The sequence below is a fragment of the Chryseobacterium sp. YR221 genome (assembly GCF_900176315.1).
Lineage (GTDB): Bacteria > Bacteroidota > Bacteroidia > Flavobacteriales > Weeksellaceae > Chryseobacterium > Chryseobacterium rhizosphaerae.
This window is the reverse complement of record NZ_FWXM01000001.1, coordinates 592,072-618,709: the sequence shown is the minus strand read 5'-3', so window position 1 is coordinate 618,709 and position 26,638 is coordinate 592,072. Positions and strand designations below refer to the sequence as shown.

Sequence of the window (26,638 nt, the reverse complement as noted above, 5' to 3'; positions counted from 1 at the left end):
TAGCATTGGAATATTTGTTAGTTAAAACAAAATCAACACTGAAGTTAGCTTTTAGTCTACAATCTGAAATCTGACTTCTAAGATCTACAATTAGAAAAAATAGAAATGAAAAGTTTAGACATTCATAAAAGTGAATATTTAAAACAGTTTAAAGACCAAACCTACGGTAGAAATCTTTTCAGAACACAGGAAGAAGAAAGACTGGATGCTCCCAATGAGGAGTGCGGTATCTTTGGAATGTATTCAGATACTGATCTGGATACGTTTTCTCTTTCACAGTTCGGGCTTTTTGCTTTACAGCACAGAGGCCAGGAAGCTTGTGGTATTTCCGTTCTTAAAGATGGAAAGATTACCAATATGAAGGATGAAGGCTTGGTTTTGGACGTTTATAAAGACATTCAGGAACCTGAAGCTTTTATGGGAAATTCTGCAATCGGACATACCCGTTATACGACAGCAGGAGATAAAAAGAAATATAATTTCCAGCCATTTTTCGCAAAAAACGAATATGACCAGATTATACTTTCTATAGCACACAACGGGAACCTTACCAATGCCAGAGAATTGAAAAATGAACTGGAGGCTGAAGGGGTGGTTTTCAGAGCTACTTCAGATTCTGAAGTAATTTTGAGACTGATCCAGAAAAACCTTGATTTGGGACTTCGTGGTGCAATAAAAGCTACGATGGAGAAGATCAAAGGAGCCTATTCTGTGGTAGGGATGACCAGAAATAAATTCTTTGCATTCAGAGATTTCAACGGTATCCGTCCATTGGTTTTAGGAGCTATTGACGAGAGATCTTATGTTGTGGCTTCAGAATCTGTAGCATTAGATGCAGTGGGAGCTCAATATGTTCGTGATATTCTTCCGGGAGAAATTATCTATACCAATGAAAATGAGCCTGGAAAACTTCATTCTTATATGATGGATGAGGCTAAAGGAAAACAAAGGATATGTTCTTTTGAATATATTTATTTTGCGAGACCCGATTCTACGTTAGAAAATATCAATGTTTACGAAATCAGAGAGAAATCCGGGGAGAAAATCTGGGAACAGGCTCCTGTAGATGCTGATATTGTGATCGGTGTTCCGGATTCCGGAGTACCGGCCGCTATTGGGTTCTCAAAGGCTTCAGGAATACCTTTCCGTCCTGTATTGATCAAAAACAGATATATTGGAAGAAGTTTTATCGTTCCTACTCAGGAAATGAGAGAAAGAGTGGTTAACCTGAAACTAAACCCGATTATTTCTGAAATTAAAGATAAAAGGGTTGTTATTATTGATGACTCTATCGTTCGTGGGACAACCTCTAAAAGGTTGGTTAAAATTCTGAAAGATGCAGGTGTAAAAGAGATTCATTTCAGAAGTGTTTCTCCTCCTATTATTGCACCATGTTATTTAGGAATTGATACCCCTTCAAAGGATGATTTAATTTCTGCTAATATGACTACGGAAGAACTTAAAAATTATTTAGGAGTAGATTCTTTAGAGTTTTTAAGTACCGAAAATCTGAAAGAAATTTTAGGATCTTCTAACCACTGCTTTGGATGTTTTACAGAAGAATATCCGGTAGGAAAAGGAGAGGAGGTAGAATTATTCAATTAATTGTATTGACAATAAAAATAGAAGGGTCAGGTATCGTTTACCTGACCCTTTTTATTGATATAAATGTAGCAAAAGCTTAATGTTCCTGTATCATATTCTTTATAGGCAAGTTTTAATTTTGTTAGATTAAAATTTGAAGATATGAAAAGCACGTTTTTTACAGGTTTTTTTTTAGCAATGGCTCAGCTGTATTGCGCCCAGTCTTTTGATAATCAGGCGCACCGTGGAGGGAAATCACTATTTCCGGAAAATACCATCCCGGCCATGAAAAATGCTTTACAAATGAATGTTACCACGCTGGAAATGGATTTGGCCATCACAAAGGATAAAAAAGTAATTCTTTCCCATGATGCTTTTCTTTCTCCTGAATTGGTTACAAAACCTGATGGAACCTATATACCGAAAGACTCCGGCTTTTATTATAAAATTTATGAGATGCCTTATGCAAAGATTCAAACATTTGATATAGGCTTGAAAAAACTGAACAATTATCCTGATCAGAAGAAAATGAAGGCTCAGAAACCTCTTTTCTCAGAGGTTATAGATGCATGTGAAAGCTATGCCCGTGAGCTGAAAAGACCTTTGCCCTTTTACAATATAGAAACTAAAACACGCCCTTTCTCAGATCATATCTTTCATCCGGAACCAAAAGAATTTGTAGATCTGATGATGAAGATTATTGTAGAAAAAAACATCCAGGATAGGGTTATTATCCAGTCTTTTGATCCCCGAACACTGGAAATCCTTCATAAGGAATATCCTAAAATAATGACTGCTTTACTGGTAGAAAAAGTGGATGATAAAAAGCTGGAACAGCAAAGGTATTATTTCAAAAATATACCTGTAGAAAAATTCAGACTATATCCTAATCATTTGAGTGGTGTAGCTGGAGATATGAAGTTTTTAAGTTTTACCCCTACCATTTACAGCCCGGATCAGAGTCTTGTCACTGCTGAATTAGTCAAAGAATGTCATGCACTGGGCATGAAAGTAATCCCATGGACTGTTAATACCAAAGAAAGACTAAAGGAGCTTAAGGGTATGGGAATAGACGGCGTGATCAGTGATGATCCACGAATATTTGAATAGGCGCTTCCTTTTGTTTATATAAGAAATAGAAATGGCCGGAAAAAATTCCGGCCATTTTTACAATGCATAAAACTGCATCTGGGAGTTAAAAAATTGGTTGTTTTTTAATTAAAATTTATAGTTCACCCCTAACTGGAAAACTCTGTTGTTGTTTTCAGCAGCCGGTCTGCTTTTATCAATTTTAGTCAAGCTGTTTACATATCTTGCGTTGATACCGATATTAGAAGTAATATCATATCCTAGACCAAGACCTAAACCAAAATTGAATTTGTTGATATTATCTTTATTTAAATCCTCAGAATGACTCTCTGTTTTAGTAGTAGTGATACCTCCTGTAGTACTTGACACTGTAGATTCTCCTTTGGTTTTTCCATCGATGAAATAACTGAATTCTGGCCCAGCTTCAATATAAAACTTATCCATTGGTCTCATTTGAACCATTAATGGAACTGAAATATAATTCATTGTTAGTTTATCCTGTCCCTTCGTTTTAATAGTTGTTGATCCTACAGTACTCTCTGTTGAATAAGCTACATCTCTTGCCCCCATTTGGTTGTACAATACCTCCGGTTGGAAGCTGAATTGCTTAGAGATTGGAATATTAACGAAAGCACCTGCGTGGAATCCTAATTTTTGGCTGTTGATACCAAAACTTTGTTGGCTTAAATACGCTGAGTTTCCACCTGCTTTGATACCAAATCTAATAGGCTGAACGTCTGTTTTAAGTGGAGAGGTTGTGCTTACAGTATTTACGGGTTGTGTTTCTTGAGCAAAAGCCAATGTCCCGGCTGTTAATGCCAGTCCTAAAAATAACTTCTTCATAATTTTATTTTTTAATTTTACTATTTGCTTCATTATTTTGCAAAATGCTTGCCAAACTCCTCAAACCCTGATTAGCAAATAGATGCGGGATGTTTTCATACTTAAAAAACAACATTTATATCCTTCTTTATGTGAAATATTTCAATGTAAATTAGATATTTGTGATAAATTTTAAGTTAAAATTCTTTCACATAAAAAATGTCCTTTTAATATAAATACTGTTTTATTATGTCAAATGGGGTAGTGGATTTTATGCTTATGTCATACGTACTTATGCCTGATGCTGAAAATACCTTCTGCAGACCGGAATAAAAGAGCAGCTCTACAATACTAAAATACAGAGAGCATCCTTGCATTGGTATAAGAGAATGGGTGTATTTAGCTATTTTTTAATCACAAATAACATTAATATTTTCACAGCTGACACCATTAATGCAGTTTGTATTGGTGGTATTCGCGGGAGAAATATGTGTGCTATTAGTGTTTATGTGCATACAGGAAAAGTGAAATTAGAAGCCTGATAGGATAGGCTGCGAAGGATTGATTAATTGAAATGAATCCTGATGTATAATAAGAGGCTGTATGCACTCATAAGGTATGATATGAGACTCATATAAAAGTGAAAAGGTCAGACTTAAAATAAAATCCGACCTTTTCTATTGAAATCAAAATGTATTACTAATGAGTGTACAGAAACGTATTTCTGAAAAATTTGTTCAATACTGTTTTTAGAGTTGATCCTTAAATAATATGGAATTTGATTATTAGGCTGAAAACGTATTTTTCAAATGAAATAAAATTATAATTCAGAAACATTATAATGGTACAAGTACTAAGTCTATTTGCAAATTCCTTGCCAAAAAATACTGAAAATAAAAAGTCAGGCTAAATAAATAACCTGACTTTTTTATTGAATATAAAAATTTGTTAGCTATGCTAGGGCTTATATTAGAATTTATAAGCTAATCCTACCTGGAACGCTCCGTTTTTCACAGAGTCAGAACCGCTAGGTCTGTCTTTTGCTACATCAGATAATCCAGCAACATATCTTACGTTCACTCCGATGTTTGGCGTAAAATAATAACCTGCTCCAAGACCTAATCCAAAGTCAAAAGATTTAGTTCCATCTTTAACATCTAAAGAATTTGAATTGTCTTTTAGTTTTGAACTTACCAAGAAACTGAATTGAGGACCTGCTTCTAAGTATAGGTTAGGTAGAGCATTGTACTGGAACATTACCGGTACTGCGATATAATCTAAGTTAAATTTCACATCACTGTTTGATTTAGCTTTTGCTCCCATTCCACTGTATAAAACCTCCGGCTGTACAGAGAAGTCTTGTGCTACTGGAATGTTGGCAAATACACCACCATAAAATCCTGCTTTTGAATTCCAACCACCGTTAGATAAGCTAGAAACATTAAGACCAGCTTTTAAACCGAATCTAACCGGTGAAGAAGCAGAAGTATTAGTAGAAGTTTTCTGAGCGAAAGTAAATGTACCTGCAACAAGGGCTAGGCCTAAAAGAATCTTTTTCATAAGTATTTATTTAATAGTTTTTAAGTTTTGTTTAACATTTTGTTTATTATCAAATGGCGTGCCAAAGAATTAAAAACATTACTCAATTAATGATCATCATAGATATATAGGATATTTTTTCAATATTTTTTTACGCAAATAATATTTTTTTAATCTATAACGTAACTAGGTTAAATTTTTTTTAACAAAACTTTAGAATTTAAATATAAAAAAGGTCAGATTATAATTAATCTGACCTTTTTATTGATACAAAATTTGTTGAATGTGAAACTACTTATGAATTATTTAAATTTATAAGCTAATCCTACCTGGAATACATTGTTTTTAACAGCATCTCCAGAGTTGTTTTTATAAATATCTGTAAGACCTGCTGTATATCTCGCTGTAAGTCCTAAGTTAGGGGTAAAATAATAACCTGCTCCGATACCAATTCCAAAATTAAATGTTTGGAAGTCATCTTTATTAAGGGTAGCTACCTGAGTGTTGCTGTTATTGTTGGTTGAATTTTTAAATTTATCCTTAGCACTTACTAAGAATCCGAATTCAGGACCTGCTTCAAGGAAAAATTCAGGAGTTGCATTATATTGGAACATTACAGGTACTGCAACATATCCTAAATTTCTCGAATACTCATTTCTGAAGGTATTTCCTCCTGCTGAAAACTCTCTTGTTACTTTTGAACCTAAATCATTATATATAACCTCCGGTTGTACACTGAATGAACTTGCTAACGGAATATTAGCAAAAACACCTGCATTAAAACCGATTTTGGATTTTGAATCACTTAAATCTGCTCCATTAGAAAGCGATGATACGTTCATTCCACCTTTTACCCCGAATGTTACCGGATTTGTACTGGTAGTCGGTTGCTGTTGTGCGAACGCTAATGTACTTGCAGTTACTGCTAATCCTAAAACTAACTTTTTCATAACTTTAATTTTTTAATATTTACTCTTTCTTAATTTTAAATTTTACTACTGTCAACATTTTCAGTTGAACGCAGAGTATCTTTCAAATTGCTTGCCAAAAATATTTTTTACCCCTAAAATCAATAAAAAAACCGCTTGTTTAATAAGCGGTTTTTAAATTTATATGTCTGATTTTCAATTGTTTAAAAAATTAAATAAACATTTGTTTGAATGAGTGGTTTTTATTAAAAAATGAACTCAAAAAAAGGGGGTATTTTATGAAAATGAGCGAAAAATGCTTATGCATCATTCAATTTTCTGTAAAAATGTAAGGAGTCAAGGATGTTTTTCTGACTGCATTGATAGTCATAATTGCATGCTCCGATTTCGGAAATGAGCGAGAAATTGATTTTACTATTCGTATTCTTTTTATCATTCATTAATAATGCAGTAATATCTTCATCTTTAAAATCACTGATATCTAAATAAGGATAGTATCTCTGGATATTTTCAATAATAGCCTGGGAATCTTCTTCAGAAATCAGATTTTCAAGATAAGCTAAACGGGATTCACAAATCATTCCCATAGCTACCGCTTCTCCATGAAGGATAGGGTTTTTCTGTTGCAGGCACAGACTTTCAACAGCATGACCTATTGTATGACCAAAATTCAGGGTTTTCCTGATATTTTTTTCGTGAAAATCTTTCTCTACCACATCCTGCTTGATATTCATTGAAGTCTGGATATGCGGAATTACCGTTTCTACATCAAGTTTATGAATCTGAATCAGTTGTTCCCAATGGGCTTTATCAGCAATCAGTCCATGTTTCAGCATTTCTGCAAATCCGCTTCTTAATTCTTTGAACGGTAATGTTTCTAAAAATTTCGGGAAAATAAAAATCTGTTCCGGGAAAGCAAAAGTACCTACCATATTTTTATAATGCATCAGATCAATACCTGTTTTCCCTCCAATAGAAGCATCACACATAGATAAAAGGGTAGTAGGGATATTAATAAACTGTATTCCTCTTTTATAAGTAGATGCTACAAATCCCCCCATATCGGTAATCACACCACCACCAAGATTAATGACCAATGCTTTTCTATCCGCCTGCATCTCCGTAAGAATTTCCCAAAGTTGATTAGCGGTCTGAATATTTTTCATTTCTTCACCCGCCTCAATTTCCAGAATTTCAAATCCCAGATCTGTTTCCATATTTCCTAAGAGAATGGGAAGACAGTATTCATGAGTGTTCTCATCCACTAAAATAAAAATTTTACTGAAAGATTTTTCATGCAGAAATTCATTTAACTGAGAGAAATCGTCATTTAATATTGTTATCATCTTCAAATTTTTGTAAAGTTAAAAAGTAAACTATATTGCAAAGTTATGATTCTTAATTTTTAACTCGTAACTAAATTACTATCTTTGCAGAAATTTTTAGAATGAGCAGAGATAACAATAATTCAGACAGACCAAAAAGACCAAGAGTTTCAACACGAAAAAGCTCTGATGATTCTCGTGCTTCTAGATCTGGAAATTCCTCAGGATCAAAACCTTTCAAGAAATCTTTCTCTAAAGATGGAGACAAGAGAGGTCCGGAACATAAAGGGTCCAATTCAAAATTTGATAAAAAACCTTTCAATAAAAATACAGAAAGCTTTGAAGGCTCAGGGGCTGAGGGTAGCTCAAAATCTGAGAAAAAACCTTACATTACTAATAAAAGTGAGAGCTTCGAAAGAAAATCTTTTGGAAAATCTGCCCCTAAAAGAGGAAGCAGAAGTTTTGATGCAAGAGATAAGTATGAAAGAGGCAGTTTAAAGTATGGTAGAAGACCATCCAGTGGTGATGACAGAAATGAAGACAAAGCAAGATCTTTTGTACAGAAGAGAAGACTGAATAAAATTGAAAAAGACGTTCATAAAGACAGCATCCGTCTTAATAAGTATATTGCCAACTCCGGAATATGCAGCAGAAGAGAAGCTGATGAACTGATCACACAAGGATTGGTGGAAGTGAACGGTAAGGTGGTAACAGAAATGGGATATCAGGTAGAAAAAACCGACAGAGTAGTTTTTGACGGACAGAACATTACTCCTGAAAAGCCTGTATATGTACTTTTGAATAAGCCTAAAGGATATATTTCTACAACGAAAGATGATAAAGCCAGAAAAACGGTAATGGATCTTGTTGCTAATGCATCTCCTTACAGAGTTTTCCCGGTTGGAAGACTGGACCGTTCTACAACAGGGGTTATTTTGTTGACCAATGACGGACACATGACTAAAAAATTGACGCATCCATCTTTTGATGCTAAAAAGATTTATCATGTAACACTTGATAAGAAATTAACAGGTGAAGATTTACGTCTTATTGCAGAAGGGATCCGTCTTGATGAAGGGATCGCCGTTGTGGACCAAATTTCATATATTGAAGGTAAGCCGAAAAATGAAATCGGAATTGAAATCCATATTGGATGGAACCGTGTCATCAGAAGAATATTCCAAAGATTAGGATATGAAGTAGAGGCTCTGGACAGAGTAATGTTTGCAGGATTAACGAAAAAGAATATCAAGAGAGGACACTGGAGAATTCTTACAGAACAGGAAGTAAATAACCTTAAAATGCTTTAAACAATGATGAATAATGAGCTGTGGACTTTGGTTCATGCTTTATTCGTTTTTAAATTGTAATTTTAAGTACTGCATAAAAAAACGCATAGAAGTTTATTCTGTGCGTTTTTTTATGTTTTTGTCTAAGCTTGATCCAGAACTATCCCAGGACGGTTACCCCTTTCTCAATCATTTCATAGATAGCATCTCTGCCATTATCAGGTTTTACATTTACAGCACGGGTTCCGTTAAAATGTAAGCAGGTAACATATCCATTGGCAACAGCATCCAGACAAGTGAATTTCACACAATAGTCCATTGCCAGGCCAACGATTTCTACCAATTGAATATCGTGATATTTCAAGAAATCATCCAATCCGGTTTTCATAAAATGGTTGTTGTCCTGAAAACCGCTATAGCTATCTATTTCAATATTTTTTCCTTTCTGTATGATATGAGTTACCTTGTCTCTGTTCAGATCTTTATGGAATTCTGCTCCGAAAGTTCCCTGGATACAGTGATCCGGCCACATAAACTGGGGAACACTATTTAAAATAATGCTTTCACCAACTTTTCTATTATTGCTGCTTGCAAAACTTTTATGGCCTACAGGATGCCAATCCTGCGTCAAAACAATCTGGTCATATTCATTTTCCTCCATCAAAAGGTTGATATAAGGAATGATCTCTCCAGATCCAGGTACTGCAAGTGATCCGCCTTCACAAAAATCATTCTGTACATCGACTATTATTAGCGCTTTTTTCATATTTAGATTTCTCGAATTTTTGATAAATTTACAAAACTAACAGGCAAAAATTTGTCCAAAATAGAATTATCGGACAAATCGGCAAAATATTTTTTAAAACTGATAGAATGAAGGGCAGCATTTAAAATAATTAAACTTTGTCTACAGGTATTCTGTTTCGAAGGGTAAACCAAATTTCAATAGCTTATCTTTGCAGTAAATAAGTATTTTTATGTCATTTGAGTCTTTAGGATTATCACACAATATTATTCGTTCTGTTAACAAACTGGGGTATTTAAAACCATTTCCTATTCAGGAGCAGGCTGTTCCTGTTATCCTGCAAGGTAAAGATCTGATGGGAATTGCACAGACAGGTTCCGGGAAAACAGCTTGTTTTGTAATGCCTATTTTAGAAAAATTGCAGAATGCAGAAGTTAAAAAAGACCGTAATGTTCAGGTTCTCATATTGGTTCCTACGCGTGAATTAGCTATTCAGATTGATGAAGTGTTCAGAGCTTTTACAGAAAACCTGAAGCGGGAAATCCGTACAATGGCTGTTTATGGTGGTGTTTCTATCAATCCACAGATGAAGGGAATGTTTGGAGTGGAAGTACTGATCGCTACTCCGGGACGTTTATTAGACTTAATTGATCATAATGCATTGAGTATTTCAGGTATTCAGCATTTGGTAATTGATGAAGCGGACAAAATGTTTCAGCTGGGCTTTGGGGAAGAAATGAATAAGCTTTTCGGTTTAATGCCTGTGGTAAAACAGACGATTTTGTTTTCAGCAACTTTAAATGATAAAGTTTCTGAAATGAAAGAACGTTTATCCATTAATCCTACTATTATTGAAATAAAAAAAGAGGAAGTTGAAATTGATCATATTGAACAGCTGGCATATCATGTTTCTCCGGAAAATAAAGGGCCTTTCTTACGATATCTGATCAAAGAAAAGAAAGTGGAAAAAGCTTTGATCTTTGTTTCCTCTACAAGATCTGCCGATAATTTGGTGGAGAAACTTAAAAAGAATAAAATTAAAGCAGTGGCTATTCACAGCCAGAAGTCACAAGGTGCCCGTAGAAACAACTTAGAGGAATTTAAAGTAAACGGAGCTCAGATTTTAGTGGCTACGGACTTAATTGGTCGTGGGATTCATATCGAGTCTCTTCCTTATGTGATCAATTATGAATTGCCGCGTTCGCCTTTAGACTATATCCACCGTATCGGTAGGACTGGCCGTGCCAACGAAAAAGGTACTGCTATTTCTATTCTGACGGATGATGAACTGCAGCATTTCCGGGTAATTCAGAAGAAAATGGGCAAAAAAGTGACCTTACAAAGAACAGAGGGTATTGATCTGCATGGCTATTAATACCTTCATTACAATAAACAGAGCTTCAATTTTATAGAATTGGAGCTTTTTTTTATTCAGTGAAGATATCTTTTGGAATAAGTACAATTAACGCTTTTTTCATATATAGATTTCTCGAATTTTGATACATTTACAAACCTAAAAATTTGTCCAAAACCGAATTGTCGGACAAATAGGCCATATTAAAAATTAAAACTATGAGCAATGAGTGATTTAGAGAACAAAAAATTTCCAATAGGACAGTTTGAAGTTCCGGAAAATATTTGTGACACGACTTTGGATACGTATATCAAGGTGATTAAAGATTTTCCCGGGAGACTGAAAAGCCTCATTGAACACTTTACGGACGATCAGCTGGATACTCCGTACAGAGAAGGAGGGTGGACGGTAAGACAGCTTGTGAATCATCTTTCAGACAGTCATATGAATAGTTTTATTCGGTTTAAACTGGCGCTTACAGAAGATAACCCAACTATTAAACCTTATGATGAGGCTCAATGGGCTGAGCTTCAGGACAGCTTTCATATGCCTGTAAAACCGGCGATGAGAATATTGAAAGGAACTCACCAAAGATGGGTTGTTCTTCTTAAAAGTCTTACCAATAAACAGTTTGAGAGAACTTTTCATCATCCGGAGCACCATCGGAATTACGACCTGAGAAGTAGTCTTGCTTTATATGCATGGCATTGTGACCATCATTTTGCCCATATCGAAAATCTGAAGAAAGAAAAAGGTTGGTAAAAAAAAGCTTTAATAATCCCATTTATTTCGAGGAAATTATAGACCGGATTTCCAAATTATCTGAAAATTCCCAGGGAAAATGGGGAAAGATGAACGTGTGTCAAATGTTCAGACATTGTGATCTCGTTCTTCAGGTTGCGTTAAAAAGGGTTGAGCTTCCGCGTATTAATCCTTTTTTCAGGGTAATTGGGATCGTCACGAAAATAGAAATGTATGTTTTCAATAATGGAATTCCCAGAAACATGCCTACTTTTCAAAAACTAATCGTTAATTTTGAGTGTGATTTTGATGAATCAAAAACCAATCTACTGAAAACGCTGGAGGAGTTCCGGAAGGCCTGTATACATAAAGAGCTGCCGGACCATCACAGACTATTTGGAAACATGACTGAAAAAGACTGGAAATTTTTAGAATATAAACATCTTGATCATCATTTAAAACAATTTAATGTATGAGTTTTTTTGATAAAATATTTGGAGGAAAAAGCGAGACCCCTGATCAAAAATCTTTCTGGAAAAAGATAGAATCTGAAGAAGATCTAGCGAAAGCCATTGAGAGTTCTTTCCACCATAAAATAGCTGTATTTAAACATTCAACAGGCTGCTTTATCAGCAGGACTGTTTTAAGGAATTTTGAAAAAGAAGTTGAAAATTCAGATCCGAAAGTAGAATTATACTACCTGGATCTGCTAGCTTACAGGGCTCTTTCAAATAAAATTGCTGAGATTCTTGAAGTAAGACATGAAAGCCCACAATTAATCATTATAGAGAACGGAAAATCTGTTAAAAGTGCTTCGCACGAGGATATTTCTTTAAGCCAGATTATATAATGAAGAATATTAATAATTATTTAGCCAAAGTATTAAATGTTCCTATTCAAAATGTGAACACCTGCAGCCTGCATTATGAAGCAAAGAAAATTCCTAAGAATCAGTTTCTGCTTCAGTATGGTGAAATATGCAGGCATATATTCTTTGTAGAAAAAGGGCTTATTAAGATGTATTCCATTGATAAAAACGGAAAGGAACATATTATTCAGTTTGCCCCTGAAAGCTGGCTGATCTCTGACCGAAGCAGTTTATACTTTAATGAGAAATCCAATTATTACATAGAAGCAGTGGAAGATTCCGAAGTGCTGTTTCTCCATCCTGATTTCTTCAATAAACTGGTAGAGCAATTTCCGAACAGTATTGAACGAAGTGATTTTTTGCTGCAGAAGCATATCCGGAGTTTACAGAACAGGATCAATTCTTTACTGGGTGAAACAGCAGAAGAAAGATACATGAAATTTATCAAAATGTATCCTGATCTGCTGCTGAGAGTTCCTCAATGGATGATTGCCTCTTATCTGGGGATTACTCCCGAGAGTTTAAGCCGTGTAAGAAAAGAACTGGCGAGAAAAAATTTCGTTCCGGATAATAAATAACAAGTATTAAATCTTTTTTGCAAGAGTTCCGATCTGTCTGAGTTTTGCCTGGGTTTCTTCCGACCATGGAAGTCCTATACAAAGTCTCATACAGTTTTCAAACTGCTCCTGAAAGGTAAACATCCTGCCGGGAGCAATACTTATGTTCTGCTTAATCGCGAGATCATAAAGTTCTGTAGTTCGGATATTCTTATCAAATTCTACCCACAGAGACAATCCTCCCTGTGGACGGCTTGTTTTGGTGCCTTCAGGGAAAGATTCTGCAATGGTTTGCACATAGTTCTGGTAATTAGTCTGCAGTGTTTTGCGGAGCTGTTGCAAATGTTTCTCATATCTTCCCGACTTCAGGAAATTGGCTACCGCTTCATTGACAATAGAAATAGAAGAAGTAGAGTGCAGGAGTTTAAGTTTGAGTATTTTATCTTTATATTTTCCGGGAGCAATCCATCCCACACGATAGCCTGGAGCTAATGTTTTGGATATTGAGCTACAGTAAAGAACACTTCCATCTTTATCAAAAGATTTACAGCATTTGGGGCGGGAAGCTCCAAAATAAAGATCTCCATAGACATCATCTTCAATGAGAGGAATATCATTTTCAGAAAGAATTCGTACGACTTCTTTTTTATTTTCATCAGGCATACAGCTTCCAAGAGGAGAGTTAAAGTTGGGAATTAACAGACACAGATCAATCTTTGGAATAAGTTTTTTTAGGGCTTCAATTTCTATTCCTGTCGTAGGATGGGTGGGAAGTTCCAGTACTTTTAATCCCAATCCGTTGGCCAGCTGTAAAATCCCCGGATAACAAGGGCTTTCAATGGCAATAGTGTCTCCGGGTTTTCCCAAGGCCATAAGACAGAAGGATAAGGCATTCATTCCCCCGTTAGTGGTGATAAGATCTTTTTCATTAAGGTTTCCGCCCCATTGTAAAGAGCGTATCGCAATCATCCTTCTGAGTTTAAGATTTCCCTGAAGTTCTTCATATTCTGTTCCTCCGTCTTTTAATTCCCGTGTTGCATTGATAATTTCCTTTTTAAGCTTTGCCTGAGGAAGGAGGCCTCCGGAGGGAATACCGATAGAAAAGAAAGTAAGATCTTTCCGTCCCATATTTTCATATACTTTACTGATCAGCTCATCCGGTTCATCATTATTTGCCATTAGAGAAGGACGGCTTACTTCAGGCAACGGGAGTTTTACAGATAGGAGCTGGCTTACAAAATAACCGGATTGAGGTTTTGATTCAACCAGTGACTGAGATTCAAGTTCCAGGAAAACCCTTTTCGCAGTATTCATGCTTACCTGATGTTCACTGCATAGCATTCTTACGGACGGAAGCTTGTCTCCAGCCTTTAAAACACCATTTCTGATTTGATTGGCGATACCGTCTGCTATTTCTGTATATAAAAATTCTCTGCTCATTTTCTTAAACTGTGTTCATGCAAATATACAAAACTGAGACTGTGTTTATTGAATTTACCTTTCTAATTTTGAACCATTAATTAAAAGTTTGAATAAAATGATGACAAAACAATTATCAAAAGATGAAAATATAAGCGGCTGGATTAATGGTTTTATTGGCGTAGTGCTATTTAGTGGTGGATTACCAGCAACAAAATTAGCGGTGATGGAAATGAGTCCTACTTTTGTAACGATTGTTCGTGCAGCGGTAGCAGGAGTACTAGCTCTTATTGTATTATGGCTTGGTAAAGAAAAACGTCCTGTTAAGAAAGATCTGGTGCCATTACTTTTGGTTTCCCTTGGCTGCGTGGTAGGCTTTCCGCTTCTTTCTGCATTGGCTCTTCAATATCTTACTTCGGCACACTCTATTGTATTTCTTGGAATGCTTCCCTTGGCTACAGCAATCTTTGGAGTTTTGCGTGGTGGTGAAAGGCCTCATCCTGTATTTTGGCTGTTTTCCATTGTAGGAAGCTTGCTCGTAATTGGATATGCAGTTTCACAAGGAATATCGGCTTCTCCCATTGGTGATATTCTGATGCTTCTTGCGGTTATTTTATGTGGTATGGGCTACGCTGAAGGTGCTAAACTTTCCAAAACTTTAGGGGGCTGGCAGGTGATTTCCTGGGCTTTGGTGCTGGCATTGCCAATTATGATTCCTTTATTTTTTATTTATTTTCCTGAGGATATTCAGAATGTGAGTTTTCAGGGATGGTTTGGTCTGGCTTATATTTCTCTTTTCAGCATGTTTATCGGCTTTATATTTTGGTATAAAGGCCTGGCACAGGGAGGTATTGCAACAGTAGGTCAGCTACAGCTGCTTCAGCCATTCTTTGGCCTGGCATTGGCTGCCTGGCTTCTTCATGAGCAGGTAAGTATAGGAATGCTGGGAGTTACAATAGGGGTAATTTTATGTGTTGCCGGGACTAAGAAATTTGCGAAATAGCAAGTGATATCTGCACCAACTCTCTTGAATAGGATAGATACTGAAAAGGTATCTATTTTTTTTTATTTAAAATCTACTTACTTACTACTTTTAAGTTTTTTTTGTAATTAAAGTTGATAATCAATTAAAAAGGAAGGGAATACTATATGATATTCTAAGTATATGACTCAAATCATAAAAATGTGAGTTATATAGAAGTACATTTGAATAATAACAAGATGTCTAATAACCCTGTTTGAATATGATATTTGAAAATGAGACTTTACAGCATTCCGGATTGAATGATAAGAATAATGCCATAGAGAATGAATCCCTATTTCCGCGGATAATCAATTCCTATGGAGTTACTGCTTTTCTCATCAAGTCGCTGGAGAAGGTAAAGAACAATGCAAAATGTGACATTTTCAAGAAAGTTATAGACCATTATATAGAAGAATATATCCTTCATATCCGTGAGTTTCATACTCAAAGCATCATGGATAAAAGAGAAGGAGATGCTGAGATAAGAATAGAGTCACCTTCTTTTACCTTGTATGCTAAAACGGCTTACTATAAAGTCTTAAAAGAAGAGGAGTGTATCAACAAACTGCTTGCTATACTGGAGACTGATCATAAAGTATAAAGGAAAGCAAGAAAGCCCTGAGATCTGGAAGTGAAAAGATGTATACCATCATAAGTAAAAATATCCTTCACATCACATTTAAGTATTGTTTACATTTTTAAAGCTGCAGTTTTATTCGGCAGCTTTTTATTGTGTTTCTTCTTCTGATATTCAATTTTTTTTAACCCAATCATTTAAAATACAGTACTATGGAATTTCAACAGAATCTTCTTGAATATATAAGTCAATCTCTGATGACTATTGGTGAAACCATTTCGGTGGCTGAAAGCGTTACATCAGGATGTCTTCAGTTGGCTTTCTCACAGATGCCCAGTGCTTCCCTGTTTTATAAAGGGGGGATGACTACTTATACCTTACCTGAAAAAGTGAGATTATTAAAAGTAAACCAACAGGAAGCAGAAGACTGTGACTGCGTTTCGGAAAATATTGCCGAAACGATGGCTTTAAAGGTTGCCAAATTATATGAATCCGATTGGTCTATTGCTACTACAGGCTATTCTACACCCATCCGAAGTTCTGCCTATAGAATCTTTGCTTATTTCTCATTTTCTTATAAAGGAGAGATAATCCTTACTAAAAAACTTGAACTGCATCCCAAAACCCAGGCTCTGAACGCTCAGTTATACTATACAGAATTCATTTTAGGATGTTTTAAAAGTGAGCTGAACAGAATCTTAATTTTAAAATAAAGCACCGAATTGGAAAAATTTAATTATCGGTGTTGATGATAGACTCATCTTTGCTCCTCACTTTTTGAATTTTTATTCAGTTTCGGTTTTACTTTCATTACCGTAAAGTAAGACGTAGTAAATGCGGAAAGACTTTGATAACCTACTTTATAGGCTACCTCACTCAACGTAAACTGTCGGGTATCTATAAGTTCAATGCTTTTAAGAATCCTTGTCAGCTGAAGGTATTTCTGCAATGTTATTCCTGTTTCATTTTTAAAGATTCTCTGTAAACTTCTTACCGACATCTGTGCTTTTTCTGCCAAAGCATCAATATCCAGATTGTATTTAAAATTGGAGTTGATATCGTTACAAACGGGGATCAGTCTTGTATCCATAGGAACGGGAATTTCCAGTCCATTGCTCTCCCTGCAAAAATTGGGAAGGCTTTTTAAAATAGCTTTAAAGAAAATATCCTGTTCTTCATTCTCCACCAGCGACTGGTTCCATTTTGAGGCATAGAGAAGCATTTCTTTAAGAACGGGCGGAACAGCAAATACCTGAACATGCTGGTAAAATTCATCATCAAAAACAGATTTAAATAAAAACAGCATCAGGTTGACCGTCTTTGCTTCGGAAGTTATTTTGTGTGCTTTTCCCGAAGGAACCCAGATCACATGATATTGTGGAACAAGATGGATTTTCTGGTCAATATGAAAATACTGGTAGCCTTCCTCTACGAATGTAAGCTGGGCACGGTTATGTACATGTTCATATTCGTCGTGTTTCCAGTTTTTTTCACACCATACATAAGCTTCTTTTTCTATGGTATCTACAAACTGGCTTTCTGTTTTCTCAATCAGTCCACATTTCATATTGACGTTTTGTATATATTTTTTGGCAAATTTAATAAAAACGACAATACTAAATTTGTACTATAAACTTATATCTTATTCAGAATGAAAAAAATATGTTCTTTTTTTATTTTAATTTTACTATTTAACACCATCAACATCATGGCACAGAATAAAGCTAAAGTATTGGTTCTCATCCATTCGGATAATGGAGGAACTTACGAACTGGCTAAGGAAATAGCTAAAGGAATTGAAAGCGAAAACAATGCAGTTCCCTATATTAAGCTAGTCAAGGCATCCCAAAACCCGATTTTAAAAAATATACCGGTAGCAACAGTAGATGAGCTTGGTACTTATGACGGAATTGCTTTTGGTTCTCCTGTTTATTTTGGAAACATAAGCACCGGAATGAGTGAGTTTTTATCTAAAACAGTTCAGCTCTGGACCAGTCATGCATTGGAAGGAGTTCCTGCAACGGTTTTTATGTCTGCAGGAAGTGGTGCCGGAAAAGAGCTTGCCCTTCAGGCATTCTGGAACAGTCTTGCCGTACATGGAATGGTTTTGGTCTCTAACGGAATCCGTGGTACCGAAGAACTTAACAAAGCGATCCCACAGGGAAATACAGTCTTAGGAGTGACCAGTATGGCTTCTTTAAAAGATGTGGAAAGACCTACAAAAGGGGAGCGCCATCTGGCAGAGCTGCAAGGGAAAAATTTTGCAAAAGTGGCTTTAGCGTTAAAGGATACGCATTCAAAAAAAGAGATACCCGTTGTTGAAAACCACCAGGATTTCAATGAAATTTTAAAACAAAAAAATATTGTTCTTCCACAGGTTCCCAAACCTGCCGGAAATTACCAGCCGTTTGTCCGTTCCGGAAACCTTGTTTTTATCAATCAGGTAGCTTTAAAAGACGGAAAAATACTTAATCCCGGAAAATTGGGAGTTGAGGTGAACGAACAGCAGGTAAAAGAGGCGACCAAAGTTACGATGTTGAATGTTCTGTCTGTGCTGAGAGAAGCTGTAGGAGGAGATTTAAGCCGGGTAAAACAATGTGTTCAGCTTACTGGAATTTTTAATACCAAAGATGATTATACCAAACATGCTGAGCTGATGAATGTTGCTTCGGATCTTAGTGTTGAGGTTTTTGGAGAAAAAGGAAAGCATGCCAGAGGAACATTGGGAGCGTCTTCTATTCCTGTAAACTCTTCCGTTGAAATTCAGGCAATTTTTGAAGTGGAATAATAGCTTTTTAGATCATCATATTCGTTCACTTGTATGTATCATTTGAAGTACACAGGTTTCGTATACATAAAAATCCATTGACACAGGCGGTCGATGGATTTTTATTTTAATATCTTAATGGTATACATGTCCTTAGAATTCTCCATTCCATATGGATTTCCGTAAGGTAGTCCTTACTGCGGAGTATACCTTTGTCATGTTTAAAAATCAATACCTATGAAAAAGATTATGGTAACACTGGCAATGGCTGCCGGAAGTTTATTTTTTGGTCAGATAACACTCGGCAAAAATTTCAGTTCTGAAAATCTGCAAGTCTATACCAATACCAATGAGACCTTTTATTATTCAACCGGATTTAATATTACTCAGGTTAAGATATACAAAGCTGATTATTCCCTATATAAGCAGTTTACGCCCTCTGTACCGGCAGGATATTCTATGTTTATAGACCAGTATAAAAACAATTTTGTGCTGTCTAAAAATGTTTTCAATACCGATAATAAACTGGAAATCATCGTTACATTTGAAAGATATAACAGTACAACATCCGAAAGAGAATACATCATACGTATTTACAGCGAGGATGGAAATGTATTGCATGAGTTTGGTCCCAATTATCGGTTTAGCGATGAGTATGATATTAATATCTATCACGATGCCACCACCAATACCAATAAGCTGAGACTATTCAATCAGGAAACCGATTCAACTGAAATATATAATTTACCCACTACATCACTTTCGGCCAGGGAGGTCCAGGCTAAAAGTAAAATTTCAGCATTTCCCATACCCGCTCAGAAGACTCTTAACATTATGAATCCTTTAAACGGGTACCATACAGTAGAAATTTATGATATGTCCGGTAAACTTGTTCTTAACAAATCTTTCGGCTCTGTAGAAAATCTTGTTTCTATTGATGTTGAAGGGCTTCCTAAAGGGATTTATTTTTATAAAATAGGTGAGCTCAATGCTAAGTTTATCAAAAACTAAATATAAAAATCCCGTTTTAAGCGGGATTTTATTTTTTACGGGTGTATGTTTGTCATTCTGTAGGAATCCAAGCGTGGTAGATTAGGATTTCTTTGTAACCACAAAAGTCACAAAAGTTTTTAACCACTTAAGTTATTAAAGTTTTCAGCTTTTTGCATATAAAGTACACTAAAGTTTTAAGAAAATCTTTGATTTTCATCTTAAGTGTATTTACTTATGCGCTATTCTTTTAAACTTGCTAAAGTGTTCTCATGTGTTTTAAATATTTGCAATGTTGAGATTCATATAGACTGATGGATGATAGCATTCTACGTATCATGTTTTTTGAGAAAGCGAGGTCAGGATCTCAGAAATAACCTGTATGCTTTGCTCCAACTGTTCTTCTGTAAGTGCACCATAGCTCAATCTAAAGCCATTGACATCATTTTGACTGTATTGTTTAGGATGAATGATTCTGATATTTCTTTCAAACAATACAGCGGTTGCCTGATCCCAGTTCAACTTTTTTTTAGGAACAACCCAAAATGCCAGGCCGCCTTCAGGCAATGTAAAGTCGGCAACATCCGTCATGTACTTTTTCAAAATACTAAACGTAAAATCTCTTTTACTTTTATAATGAACAGTTGCTTTTTTTATGTGTTTTTTTACAGCTCCTTCTTTGATGAGCTGAAGAACCGCCTGTTCCATGATAACATCTCCGTGAACATCAATAATCTTTCTCAGGCTGCCAATTTTTTTTAATAACTCCTGGTTTTTGGTTGCCAGATAGCCAATCCTTAATGCAGGAGCCACTACCTTACTCAGTGTTCCGATGTACACATAATGCCGGAGCTCCGGAAAGCTTGAAATAGGAAGGATAGGGCGGTATCCGAAATGAAATTCATTATCATAATCATCTTCAATGATTGTAATATTATATTGATTAGAGAGTTCTATTAACCTTAACCTTCTTGATAAACTTAAGGTAACGGTGGTGGGGTACTGCCTGTGAGGGGTAATATAGATTGCTTTTATGCGGTTGTGCTGAGCTAAAAGTTCTTCAATAGCTTCAATATTGATTCCTTCTTTATCTACAGAAACAGGCAGTAATGTCGCTCCGGCATATTCAAAAGCCTGCCATGCCGGCTGATATCCGGGATCTTCTACAATCACCTGGTCACCTGAGGTTAAAAGACTCTGAGCAGTTAAAAACATGGCCATCTGACTCCCTCTGGTAATGGATATTTCATGATCATGGATCTGCATACCACGCTGATGATTCAGCATTTTGGCAATCATATTCCTGAACTCTATATCTCCGTGTTCATCTCCATAACCCATCATCTGCCATTTGGCCTTGATACTGAATATCTGTCTGTATGCTCTGGCCAGTTCCGTTACAGGAGCAATTTTACTGTCCGGGTGACCATCATCAAAATTAATCAGTATTCCTCCTGACTTCATAGGCTGATCCTGATTACCGATACTTTTATGTGCCTTTTTATGCTGTAAAGCTGGCAGCTGATCCGATACAAAAATTCCTTTTCTTTCTTTAGAAATAACCCATTCCTCATTGATCAGCACCTGATAAGCTTCTACCACAGTATTTCTGTTAATCTGTAGTGAAGCTGCTAAATTCCGGCTGCCGGGAAGGGCATCTCCGGGTTTTAGCCTCCCGGAACGGATATCAGTAATAATACTATCTGCAATCTGCAGATAGACTGCTTTACCAAGCTTTCTGTTAATTTCAAATTCTAATTTCCAAGGTCGTAACATCTGGACTATCTATTTATGTAAAAACTGAATCATTTAAACAGTCCAAATATAGAATAATTTTGTCATGCAATAAAGCACAAAACCATTATAAATTTAAAATCATGAACAAAAAAGAATTCAGTTCTAAAGATTTCCACGAAACCTTTGCAAGACCAACATATGCAAAGCCAAGTCATTTAATCCATAAAAATGTAGAAAATGCAGGCGAACACAATCAGTTTTCAACTGAAAGAAAACATCCTGTTTTTTTTGTTGATCTTCCCAGTAAGAATGTAAGTATGACTATTGGAGGCTTATTACCCGATCAACAGACCAACAGGCACCGTCATACCTACGAAACGGTGTTGTATGTCATTGAAGGTAAAGGGTGGACAGAAGTGGAAGATGAAAGAGTACATTGGGAAGCCGGAGATGCCGTTTATATTCCTTCATGGGCATGGCATAAACATCAGAATCTAAGCGATACAGAACCGGCTAAATACATTGCCTGTGAAAATGCACCCCAACTGCAGAATTTAGGGGTTGCATTAAGAGAGGAAGAGGGTAGAGACCTTTAGTTTGATCGTCGTCATTTCTAATTTTAAATAAAATAAGTATGAAAAATGTTCCGTTTAAAGGGATAATTGCCTATCCGATTACTCCTTTTGATGACCATGAGAAGGTGAATATTCCTCTTTTCAAACACTTGGTGGAAAGACTGATTACATCCGGAAGCCATGGGCTTGCTCCTTTAGGAAGTACTGGAGTAATGCCTTATTTATCTGATGAGGAAAAGGAAGCCGTTACAGAAGCTACTATAGAACAGGTAAAAGGAAGAATTCCCACCTTGGTAGGAGTATCCAATCTTACTACAGAAAAGACCATTCACCACGCCCGGTTTGCAGAGAAGGCTGGGGCAGATGCGGTAATGATTATTCCCATGAGCTACTGGAAACTTACCGATGATGAAATTGTAGCCCATTATGATGCTGTAGCCGGTAAAATTTCCATTCCGATTATGGCTTATAATAATCCGGCAACCAGTGGAGTAGACATGTCTCCGGCTCTTTTGAAAAGATTGCTTGAAATTCCCAATGTGACTATGATCAAGGAAAGTTCCGGGGATGTTCAGAGAATGCATTATTTAAGAAGAGAGCTGGGAGAGGATGTCGCTTTTTACAATGGTTCAAATCCTTTGGCATTGGCTGCTTTTTCTGCAGGTGCCAGAGGTTGGTGTACTGCCGCTCCTAATCTTATTCCTGAATTGAATATCAGTTTGTACAATGCTGTTGAAGAAGGAAATCTGGGAAAAGCCAAAGATATTTTTTATCAGCAGTTTGATCTTCTGAAATTTATTGTCAGTAAAGGCTTACCCAGAGCGGTTAAGGCCGGACTCAGTATTCTGGGAGAAGACGGTGGAAGTCTGAGAAGCCCTTTACAACCTTTAATAGAAAGTGAGTCTGAAGAGCTGAAAAAGATTCTTAGCGGGTTAAGATAACACCGGATAAAGCGGTTTCAAATAATTTGTATCACTTATACACCAATTCCCACAGATTCCATTGGTTTCACAGCTTTTTCTGCTCGGTGAAATTCATGAGATCTGTGGGAATTTATATCAGGTGCTTCTGATGTGTATTTTCAGGTACTGACAGACCATTATATGATGGCATTTCCTTCTACACCATCAGAGTTATCCGTTTTATGCCCTGTAATTGCTGAGCTTACAAACTTAAACAGGCTGACCAGTTTGCCGGCTTTGGTATCCCAATAATATGTTTCCTTGGGTTCTACACGAATGATGGTGACCTTCGGGTCATCTTTTCCGTCAAACCATGCCTTTGCCAGAGGAGACCATTTGTCTTCTATGGTGGCTTTGTCTTTATACACAGAAGCCTGTCCATAAACAGAAAGATATTGAGCATCACTGTTATTCATGAAAAACAGCTGTACTCTGCGGTCTTCTTTTATTTCAAAATTTTTATTGCTGGTTCCACTGCTGATAAACCATAGATTGCCGCTGTCATCTGTTTCCTGCAAAGTCATTGGCCGTGAATTGACAGGAGCGGTTTCCAGTTCTGTACAGAACATACATATTTTTGCATTTTCCGACAGTTCCTTGATCTTTTTGATCGCTTCGAGATGGGTGAGATTTTGTGTTGACATTGTATTATATTTTAGTGATTGGTTGATTATTAAAAAGAAAATTATTCTATAGAGTGATCATGAATAATATGCACTAAAACATTCAAATACCCGACCAAACCGAAATAAAATGTGGTACCATAGCCTAAAAAAATATTTTTTTTGGTAAGAACCTGTTTACATTTTATTCAGGAATTCTTATATATTTTGTTATCAGATGTGTTTTGTTGACAAGACTCAATAGGTCAGTTTGAAATTATTTTTTGATTAAAAAGATGAATGCAAAGCTTATGAATAATTCCGCTTTATTTTAAGCGGGCAAAGTGATGCGACTTCGTCACTGATGAAAGATGTATGTTTATCTATGCGCTTCGACGAATCAACGAAGTTGATTCTATCCTTTGCTCCTAAAAATATGGATAATGAAATTAAGCTTTGCGTTAGAAAAACACAGCATCAGTACATGATCTTTTTAATCAAAAAAATCCTTAAAGAATGTGATTTGGATAAAGATGTTTACAATCTCTGAAGTTTCAGAAATGTTTTGATTTCAAGATTTTGAGGAGTTGAAAAAGATTTTATGTACATTTGATGGATGCAGATTTCGCCTCCCAAACATTTGGCCCCTTTCATCAGGCATTATATCTTCTTGGAGAATTCTGAAGAGGTGCCTAAGAATGTAAGGCTATTTACTGATGGGAGTACAGGCCTTATCCTGTCGGGAAATATGAATTTGTATTCCCATATTTCGGTTGATCGGATGCCTCTTTCATTTTTTTATGGAGCTTTACATAGTTACAGGGATTTTTATTCCAAAGGCCGGTTTTCCTTATTGGCTGTAGTATTTCAACCCTATTTTTTCAATATCCTTTTAAAGGTTTCTGCTAAGGAGATTCGAAATCAGATTATTTCTGCAGAAGATGTATTACACGATCAATTGCATCCATTTCAGGAAAAGCTTTTCAATAGGGCAGATCCTTTATCAGTAATCAACAATCTTAATATTTTTTTTACTGAATTTCTGTCTGCTGAAATAGGTTCTGACTATCATTTGATAAGAGGAGTACAGCAATATATTCTTCAGAATAAAGGTTCTGTATCATCCAGGGAGCTGGAAAAATTTACAGGATACTCTGAGCGTCATCTGGAAAGGAAATTTGAGAATTATATGGGAATATCCCCTAAAAAATACAGCGGTATTACCAGGCTTCATTACTTCTTAAGTCTTATCAATAAAGGAATTGGGGATGAAAATATGACAGGTCTTTCTTATCATGCAGGATATGCAGATCAGTCTCATCTGATCCGGGACTTCAAAACCAATACAGGGCTCACTCCCAGGGAATATTTAAAAACAGAAAATAAAATGGCTGTCAATTTTATTGAACTTTAAATCAAAATGTCGGTTTTATACAATTTTTCAGTAATGCTATGTTCTAGTTTTGCTGAAAAAAAGAAAAATGAATATCAAAATTTCTACTGCACAATTTGAACATAAAAGTGGAGATAAGGAGTACAACCTTTCCATCATAGAAAAATTAGCCGGTCAGGCAGCTGCTCAGGGAGCACATGTCATAGTTTTCCATGAATGTTCTGTCACCGGATATACCTTTGCCCGAAAGCTTTCCCGGGAACAGCTTCTTGACATTGCTGAATTGATTCCCAATGGAGAAAGTATTCAAAAACTACAGCAGATTGCAGGTCAGTATGATATCACTATCCTGGCGGGTCTTTTTGAAAAGGATGAAGATAACAACCTTTTTAAAGCTTATGTCTGTGTTGATAAAACGGGGCTAAAAGCCAAATACAGAAAACTGCATCCTTTTATCAACCCTTACCTTACACCAGGCAACGAATACTGTGTATTTGATATTTTGGGATGGAAGTGCGGTATTCTGATCTGCTACGATAATAATATTATAGAGAATGTAAGAGCAACCAAACTTCTGGGGGCCGATATTATTTTTATGCCTCATGTTACCATGTGTACACCTTCTACAAGACCGGGTGCTGGTTTTGTAGATCCCGAACTTTGGTATAACAGGGAAAATGATCCCACTTCATTACGATTAGAATTTAATGGAATGAAAGGCAGAGACTGGCTGATGAAGTGGCTTCCGGCAAGAGCCTATGATAACGGCGCTTATATTGTCTTTTCAAATCCTGTTGGAATGGATGATGATCAGTTGAAAAACGGATGTTCAATGATTATAGATCCTTTTGGAGATGTCATTGCAGAATGCCGTTCATTCGAAGATAGTTTTGAATCTGCTGTTATCACTCCTGAAAAGCTTACCCAGGCCGGAGGTTTCAGATACATTAATGCCCGCAGACCTGAACTGTACAAAGATATCATAGGAATGGACCATGAATCTCAACAGAAGGTGGTCTGGCTGACAGAAAAGAATAATTAAATATTCATATCTCCCGCAAGTCAATGTGCTCTGTGGGAGATATTATTCTTTTTTTTGATGTATCCTATTTTGGAGGTCACTCCAGGCACCGCCATTGTAAACATGTCTGAACCCCTTTTCTTTTAAGATACTTTCTACTTTTACACTTCGGAGACCATGAGAACATACTGTAATATATGTTTTTTCAGGATCCAGCTCAATATAGCGCTCCCTGATTGTTCCCAAAGAGATATTGACAGAACCGTCTATATGACCCATGGCATATTCTTTCTCCGTTCTGACATCAAGGATCACCGCATCTTTTTTGATCAGCTGATTAAGATCTTTGTCTAAAGTCTGATATTGGTAGACTCTATAGATTATGTATGCTGTAAGAACTATTCCGCATACTATCAGTAAATTTCTCATAGTTTACTTAAAATTTTTCTGTCAATATAAAAAGTTCCAAAAGGAATAAAGCAGGCTAAGATCACTTTCCATGTCGTCTCTTTAAACTTCCAGCCCTGTTCTACACCCACACTCAATGTATTGAATAGAAAAAGCAGAAATAAAGTACCATGAACCGGCCCCAGCATTCTCACAAGAGAAGGGTTGTTCAATCCGTATTTAACAGGAACTGCAATGAAAATCAAGCTTAATAAAGAAATACCTTCAAGGATGGCCAATATTCTCAGGCGTCCTGTTTTAGTTTTGAATAAATCTGTCATA

The 26,638-nt window shown here is 36.2% G+C and carries 28 protein-coding genes; 17 read left to right on the top strand and 11 right to left on the bottom strand.

Features of this window, described 5'->3' with window-relative positions; genetic code table 11:
- The first annotated feature begins 105 nt into the window (after window positions 1–105).
- Window positions 106–1,605, top strand: coding sequence for an amidophosphoribosyltransferase (purF, locus tag B8967_RS02855; RefSeq protein WP_047492654.1), 1,500 nt, complete (start codon window positions 106–108; stop codon window positions 1,603–1,605).
- 141 nt (window positions 1,606–1,746) lie between these two features.
- Window positions 1,747–2,694, top strand: coding sequence for a glycerophosphodiester phosphodiesterase family protein (locus tag B8967_RS02850; protein ID WP_047492656.1), 948 nt, complete (start codon window positions 1,747–1,749; stop codon window positions 2,692–2,694).
- Between the two features lie 108 nt (window positions 2,695–2,802).
- Here B8967_RS02850 and B8967_RS02845 read toward each other — a convergent pair whose 3' ends face one another.
- The 4 genes from B8967_RS02845 to aroB form a co-directional block, all read right to left on the bottom strand.
- Window positions 2,803–3,516: a porin family protein gene (locus B8967_RS02845; protein ID WP_047492804.1), complete on the bottom strand. Its 714-nt coding sequence runs from the start codon at window positions 3,514–3,516 to the stop codon at window positions 2,803–2,805.
- A 948-nt stretch (window positions 3,517–4,464) separates the two neighbouring features.
- A complete protein-coding gene (locus B8967_RS02840) occupies window positions 4,465–5,055 on the bottom strand; it encodes a porin family protein (RefSeq protein WP_047492659.1) in 591 nt (196 codons plus the stop codon).
- Between the two features lie 281 nt (window positions 5,056–5,336).
- Window positions 5,337–5,984, bottom strand: coding sequence for a porin family protein (locus tag B8967_RS02835; RefSeq protein ID WP_047492661.1), 648 nt, complete (start codon window positions 5,982–5,984; stop codon window positions 5,337–5,339).
- A 278-nt stretch (window positions 5,985–6,262) separates the two neighbouring features.
- The gene (gene aroB, locus B8967_RS02830; RefSeq protein ID WP_084084292.1) at window positions 6,263–7,309 is read right to left on the bottom strand and encodes a 3-dehydroquinate synthase; all 1,047 of its coding nucleotides are present in this window, start codon (window positions 7,307–7,309) and stop codon (window positions 6,263–6,265) included.
- Between the two features lie 101 nt (window positions 7,310–7,410).
- On the opposite strand from aroB, the gene B8967_RS02825 reads away from it, so the two are divergent.
- The gene (locus B8967_RS02825) at window positions 7,411–8,598 is read left to right on the top strand and encodes a pseudouridine synthase (protein WP_115917932.1); all 1,188 of its coding nucleotides are present in this window, start codon (window positions 7,411–7,413) and stop codon (window positions 8,596–8,598) included.
- 139 nt (window positions 8,599–8,737) lie between these two features.
- Here the strand turns inward: B8967_RS02825 and pncA are convergent, their stop codons facing one another.
- Window positions 8,738–9,343, bottom strand: a complete 606-nt coding sequence (pncA, locus tag B8967_RS02820) for a bifunctional nicotinamidase/pyrazinamidase (protein WP_047492667.1) — start codon at window positions 9,341–9,343, stop codon at window positions 8,738–8,740.
- A 211-nt stretch (window positions 9,344–9,554) separates the two neighbouring features.
- Here pncA and B8967_RS02815 point away from each other — a divergent pair, with 211 nt between their 5' ends.
- The 5 genes from B8967_RS02815 (at window position 9,555) to B8967_RS02795 (ending at window position 12,863) form a co-directional block, all read left to right on the top strand.
- Window positions 9,555–10,697 (top strand): DEAD/DEAH box helicase, encoded by a 1,143-nt coding sequence (locus B8967_RS02815; protein WP_084084291.1) that lies wholly within the window; start codon window positions 9,555–9,557, stop codon window positions 10,695–10,697.
- A 204-nt stretch (window positions 10,698–10,901) separates the two neighbouring features.
- A complete protein-coding gene (locus tag B8967_RS02810) occupies window positions 10,902–11,438 on the top strand; it encodes a YfiT family bacillithiol transferase (protein ID WP_084084290.1) in 537 nt (178 codons plus the stop codon).
- Window positions 11,432–11,893: a DUF1569 domain-containing protein gene (locus tag B8967_RS02805; protein WP_228406001.1), complete on the top strand. Its 462-nt coding sequence runs from the start codon at window positions 11,432–11,434 to the stop codon at window positions 11,891–11,893. The genes B8967_RS02810 and B8967_RS02805 overlap by 7 nt, the downstream gene beginning before the upstream one ends.
- On the top strand, window positions 11,890–12,267 hold the full coding sequence (gene ytxJ, locus B8967_RS02800) for a bacillithiol system redox-active protein YtxJ (RefSeq protein ID WP_047492678.1): 378 nt from the start codon (window positions 11,890–11,892) through the stop codon (window positions 12,265–12,267). Before B8967_RS02805 ends, ytxJ begins: the two co-directional genes overlap by 4 nt.
- Entirely contained in the window at window positions 12,267–12,863 is a 597-nt protein-coding gene (locus B8967_RS02795; RefSeq protein ID WP_047492680.1) for a Crp/Fnr family transcriptional regulator, read from the top strand. Before ytxJ ends, B8967_RS02795 begins: the two co-directional genes overlap by 1 nt.
- 6 nt (window positions 12,864–12,869) lie before the next feature.
- Here B8967_RS02795 and B8967_RS02790 read toward each other — a convergent pair whose 3' ends face one another.
- Window positions 12,870–14,282, bottom strand: a complete 1,413-nt coding sequence (locus tag B8967_RS02790) for an aminotransferase-like domain-containing protein (RefSeq protein WP_084084289.1) — start codon at window positions 14,280–14,282, stop codon at window positions 12,870–12,872.
- A gap of 97 nt (window positions 14,283–14,379) precedes the next feature.
- On the opposite strand from B8967_RS02790, the gene B8967_RS02785 reads away from it, so the two are divergent.
- The 3 genes from B8967_RS02785 to B8967_RS02775 all read left to right on the top strand — a co-directional run bounded on the left by B8967_RS02785 (window position 14,380) and on the right by B8967_RS02775 (window position 16,575).
- Window positions 14,380–15,264, top strand: coding sequence for a DMT family transporter (locus B8967_RS02785; RefSeq protein WP_115917928.1), 885 nt, complete (start codon window positions 14,380–14,382; stop codon window positions 15,262–15,264).
- Window positions 15,265–15,505: 241 nt separating this feature from the next.
- Window positions 15,506–15,886, top strand: coding sequence for a hypothetical protein (locus B8967_RS02780; RefSeq protein ID WP_047492689.1), 381 nt, complete (start codon window positions 15,506–15,508; stop codon window positions 15,884–15,886).
- Window positions 15,887–16,074: 188 nt separating this feature from the next.
- Window positions 16,075–16,575: a CinA family protein gene (locus tag B8967_RS02775; RefSeq protein WP_047492693.1), complete on the top strand. Its 501-nt coding sequence runs from the start codon at window positions 16,075–16,077 to the stop codon at window positions 16,573–16,575.
- Between the two features lie 44 nt (window positions 16,576–16,619).
- Here B8967_RS02775 and B8967_RS02770 read toward each other — a convergent pair whose 3' ends face one another.
- Window positions 16,620–17,429: an AraC family transcriptional regulator gene (locus tag B8967_RS02770; RefSeq protein ID WP_179140021.1), complete on the bottom strand. Its 810-nt coding sequence runs from the start codon at window positions 17,427–17,429 to the stop codon at window positions 16,620–16,622.
- Between the two features lie 84 nt (window positions 17,430–17,513).
- Here B8967_RS02770 and B8967_RS02765 point away from each other — a divergent pair, with 84 nt between their 5' ends.
- Complete coding sequence (locus B8967_RS02765; protein WP_084084287.1) at window positions 17,514–18,650, top strand: Atu1372/SO_1960 family protein; 1,137 nt, start codon at window positions 17,514–17,516, stop codon at window positions 18,648–18,650.
- 216 nt (window positions 18,651–18,866) lie between these two features.
- Window positions 18,867–19,640: a T9SS type A sorting domain-containing protein gene (locus B8967_RS02760; RefSeq protein WP_084084286.1), complete on the top strand. Its 774-nt coding sequence runs from the start codon at window positions 18,867–18,869 to the stop codon at window positions 19,638–19,640.
- A gap of 315 nt (window positions 19,641–19,955) precedes the next feature.
- Here B8967_RS02760 and B8967_RS02755 read toward each other — a convergent pair whose 3' ends face one another.
- A complete protein-coding gene (locus B8967_RS02755) occupies window positions 19,956–21,395 on the bottom strand; it encodes a MocR-like pyridoxine biosynthesis transcription factor PdxR (protein ID WP_084084285.1) in 1,440 nt (479 codons plus the stop codon).
- A 101-nt stretch (window positions 21,396–21,496) separates the two neighbouring features.
- Here B8967_RS02755 and B8967_RS02750 point away from each other — a divergent pair, with 101 nt between their 5' ends.
- Together B8967_RS02750 and B8967_RS02745 are read left to right on the top strand one after the other, a co-directional pair.
- Window positions 21,497–21,952: a cupin domain-containing protein gene (locus B8967_RS02750; protein WP_084084284.1), complete on the top strand. Its 456-nt coding sequence runs from the start codon at window positions 21,497–21,499 to the stop codon at window positions 21,950–21,952.
- Between the two features lie 38 nt (window positions 21,953–21,990).
- Window positions 21,991–22,872 (top strand): dihydrodipicolinate synthase family protein, encoded by an 882-nt coding sequence (locus B8967_RS02745; RefSeq protein WP_047492712.1) that lies wholly within the window; start codon window positions 21,991–21,993, stop codon window positions 22,870–22,872.
- A 158-nt stretch (window positions 22,873–23,030) separates the two neighbouring features.
- Here B8967_RS02745 and B8967_RS02740 read toward each other — a convergent pair whose 3' ends face one another.
- Complete coding sequence (locus B8967_RS02740; protein WP_047492714.1) at window positions 23,031–23,537, bottom strand: pyridoxamine 5'-phosphate oxidase family protein; 507 nt, start codon at window positions 23,535–23,537, stop codon at window positions 23,031–23,033.
- Window positions 23,538–24,111: 574 nt separating this feature from the next.
- Between B8967_RS02740 and B8967_RS02730 the strand changes: the two genes are divergently transcribed.
- Window positions 24,112–24,909 carry an AraC family transcriptional regulator gene (locus tag B8967_RS02730; RefSeq protein ID WP_084084282.1) on the top strand — a complete coding sequence of 266 codons (798 nt, stop codon included), beginning with the start codon at window positions 24,112–24,114 and terminating at the stop codon, window positions 24,907–24,909.
- A 67-nt stretch (window positions 24,910–24,976) separates the two neighbouring features.
- Window positions 24,977–25,930, top strand: a complete 954-nt coding sequence (locus B8967_RS02725) for a nitrilase family protein (protein ID WP_084084928.1) — start codon at window positions 24,977–24,979, stop codon at window positions 25,928–25,930.
- 42 nt (window positions 25,931–25,972) lie between these two features.
- Here the strand turns inward: B8967_RS02725 and B8967_RS02720 are convergent, their stop codons facing one another.
- On the bottom strand, window positions 25,973–26,338 hold the full coding sequence (locus tag B8967_RS02720; protein WP_084084281.1) for a rhodanese-like domain-containing protein: 366 nt from the start codon (window positions 26,336–26,338) through the stop codon (window positions 25,973–25,975).
- The gene (locus B8967_RS02715) at window positions 26,335–26,637 is read right to left on the bottom strand and encodes a DUF3817 domain-containing protein (RefSeq protein ID WP_084084280.1); all 303 of its coding nucleotides are present in this window, start codon (window positions 26,635–26,637) and stop codon (window positions 26,335–26,337) included. Before B8967_RS02715 ends, B8967_RS02720 begins: the two co-directional genes overlap by 4 nt.
- Window position 26,638 lies beyond the last annotated feature (1 nt).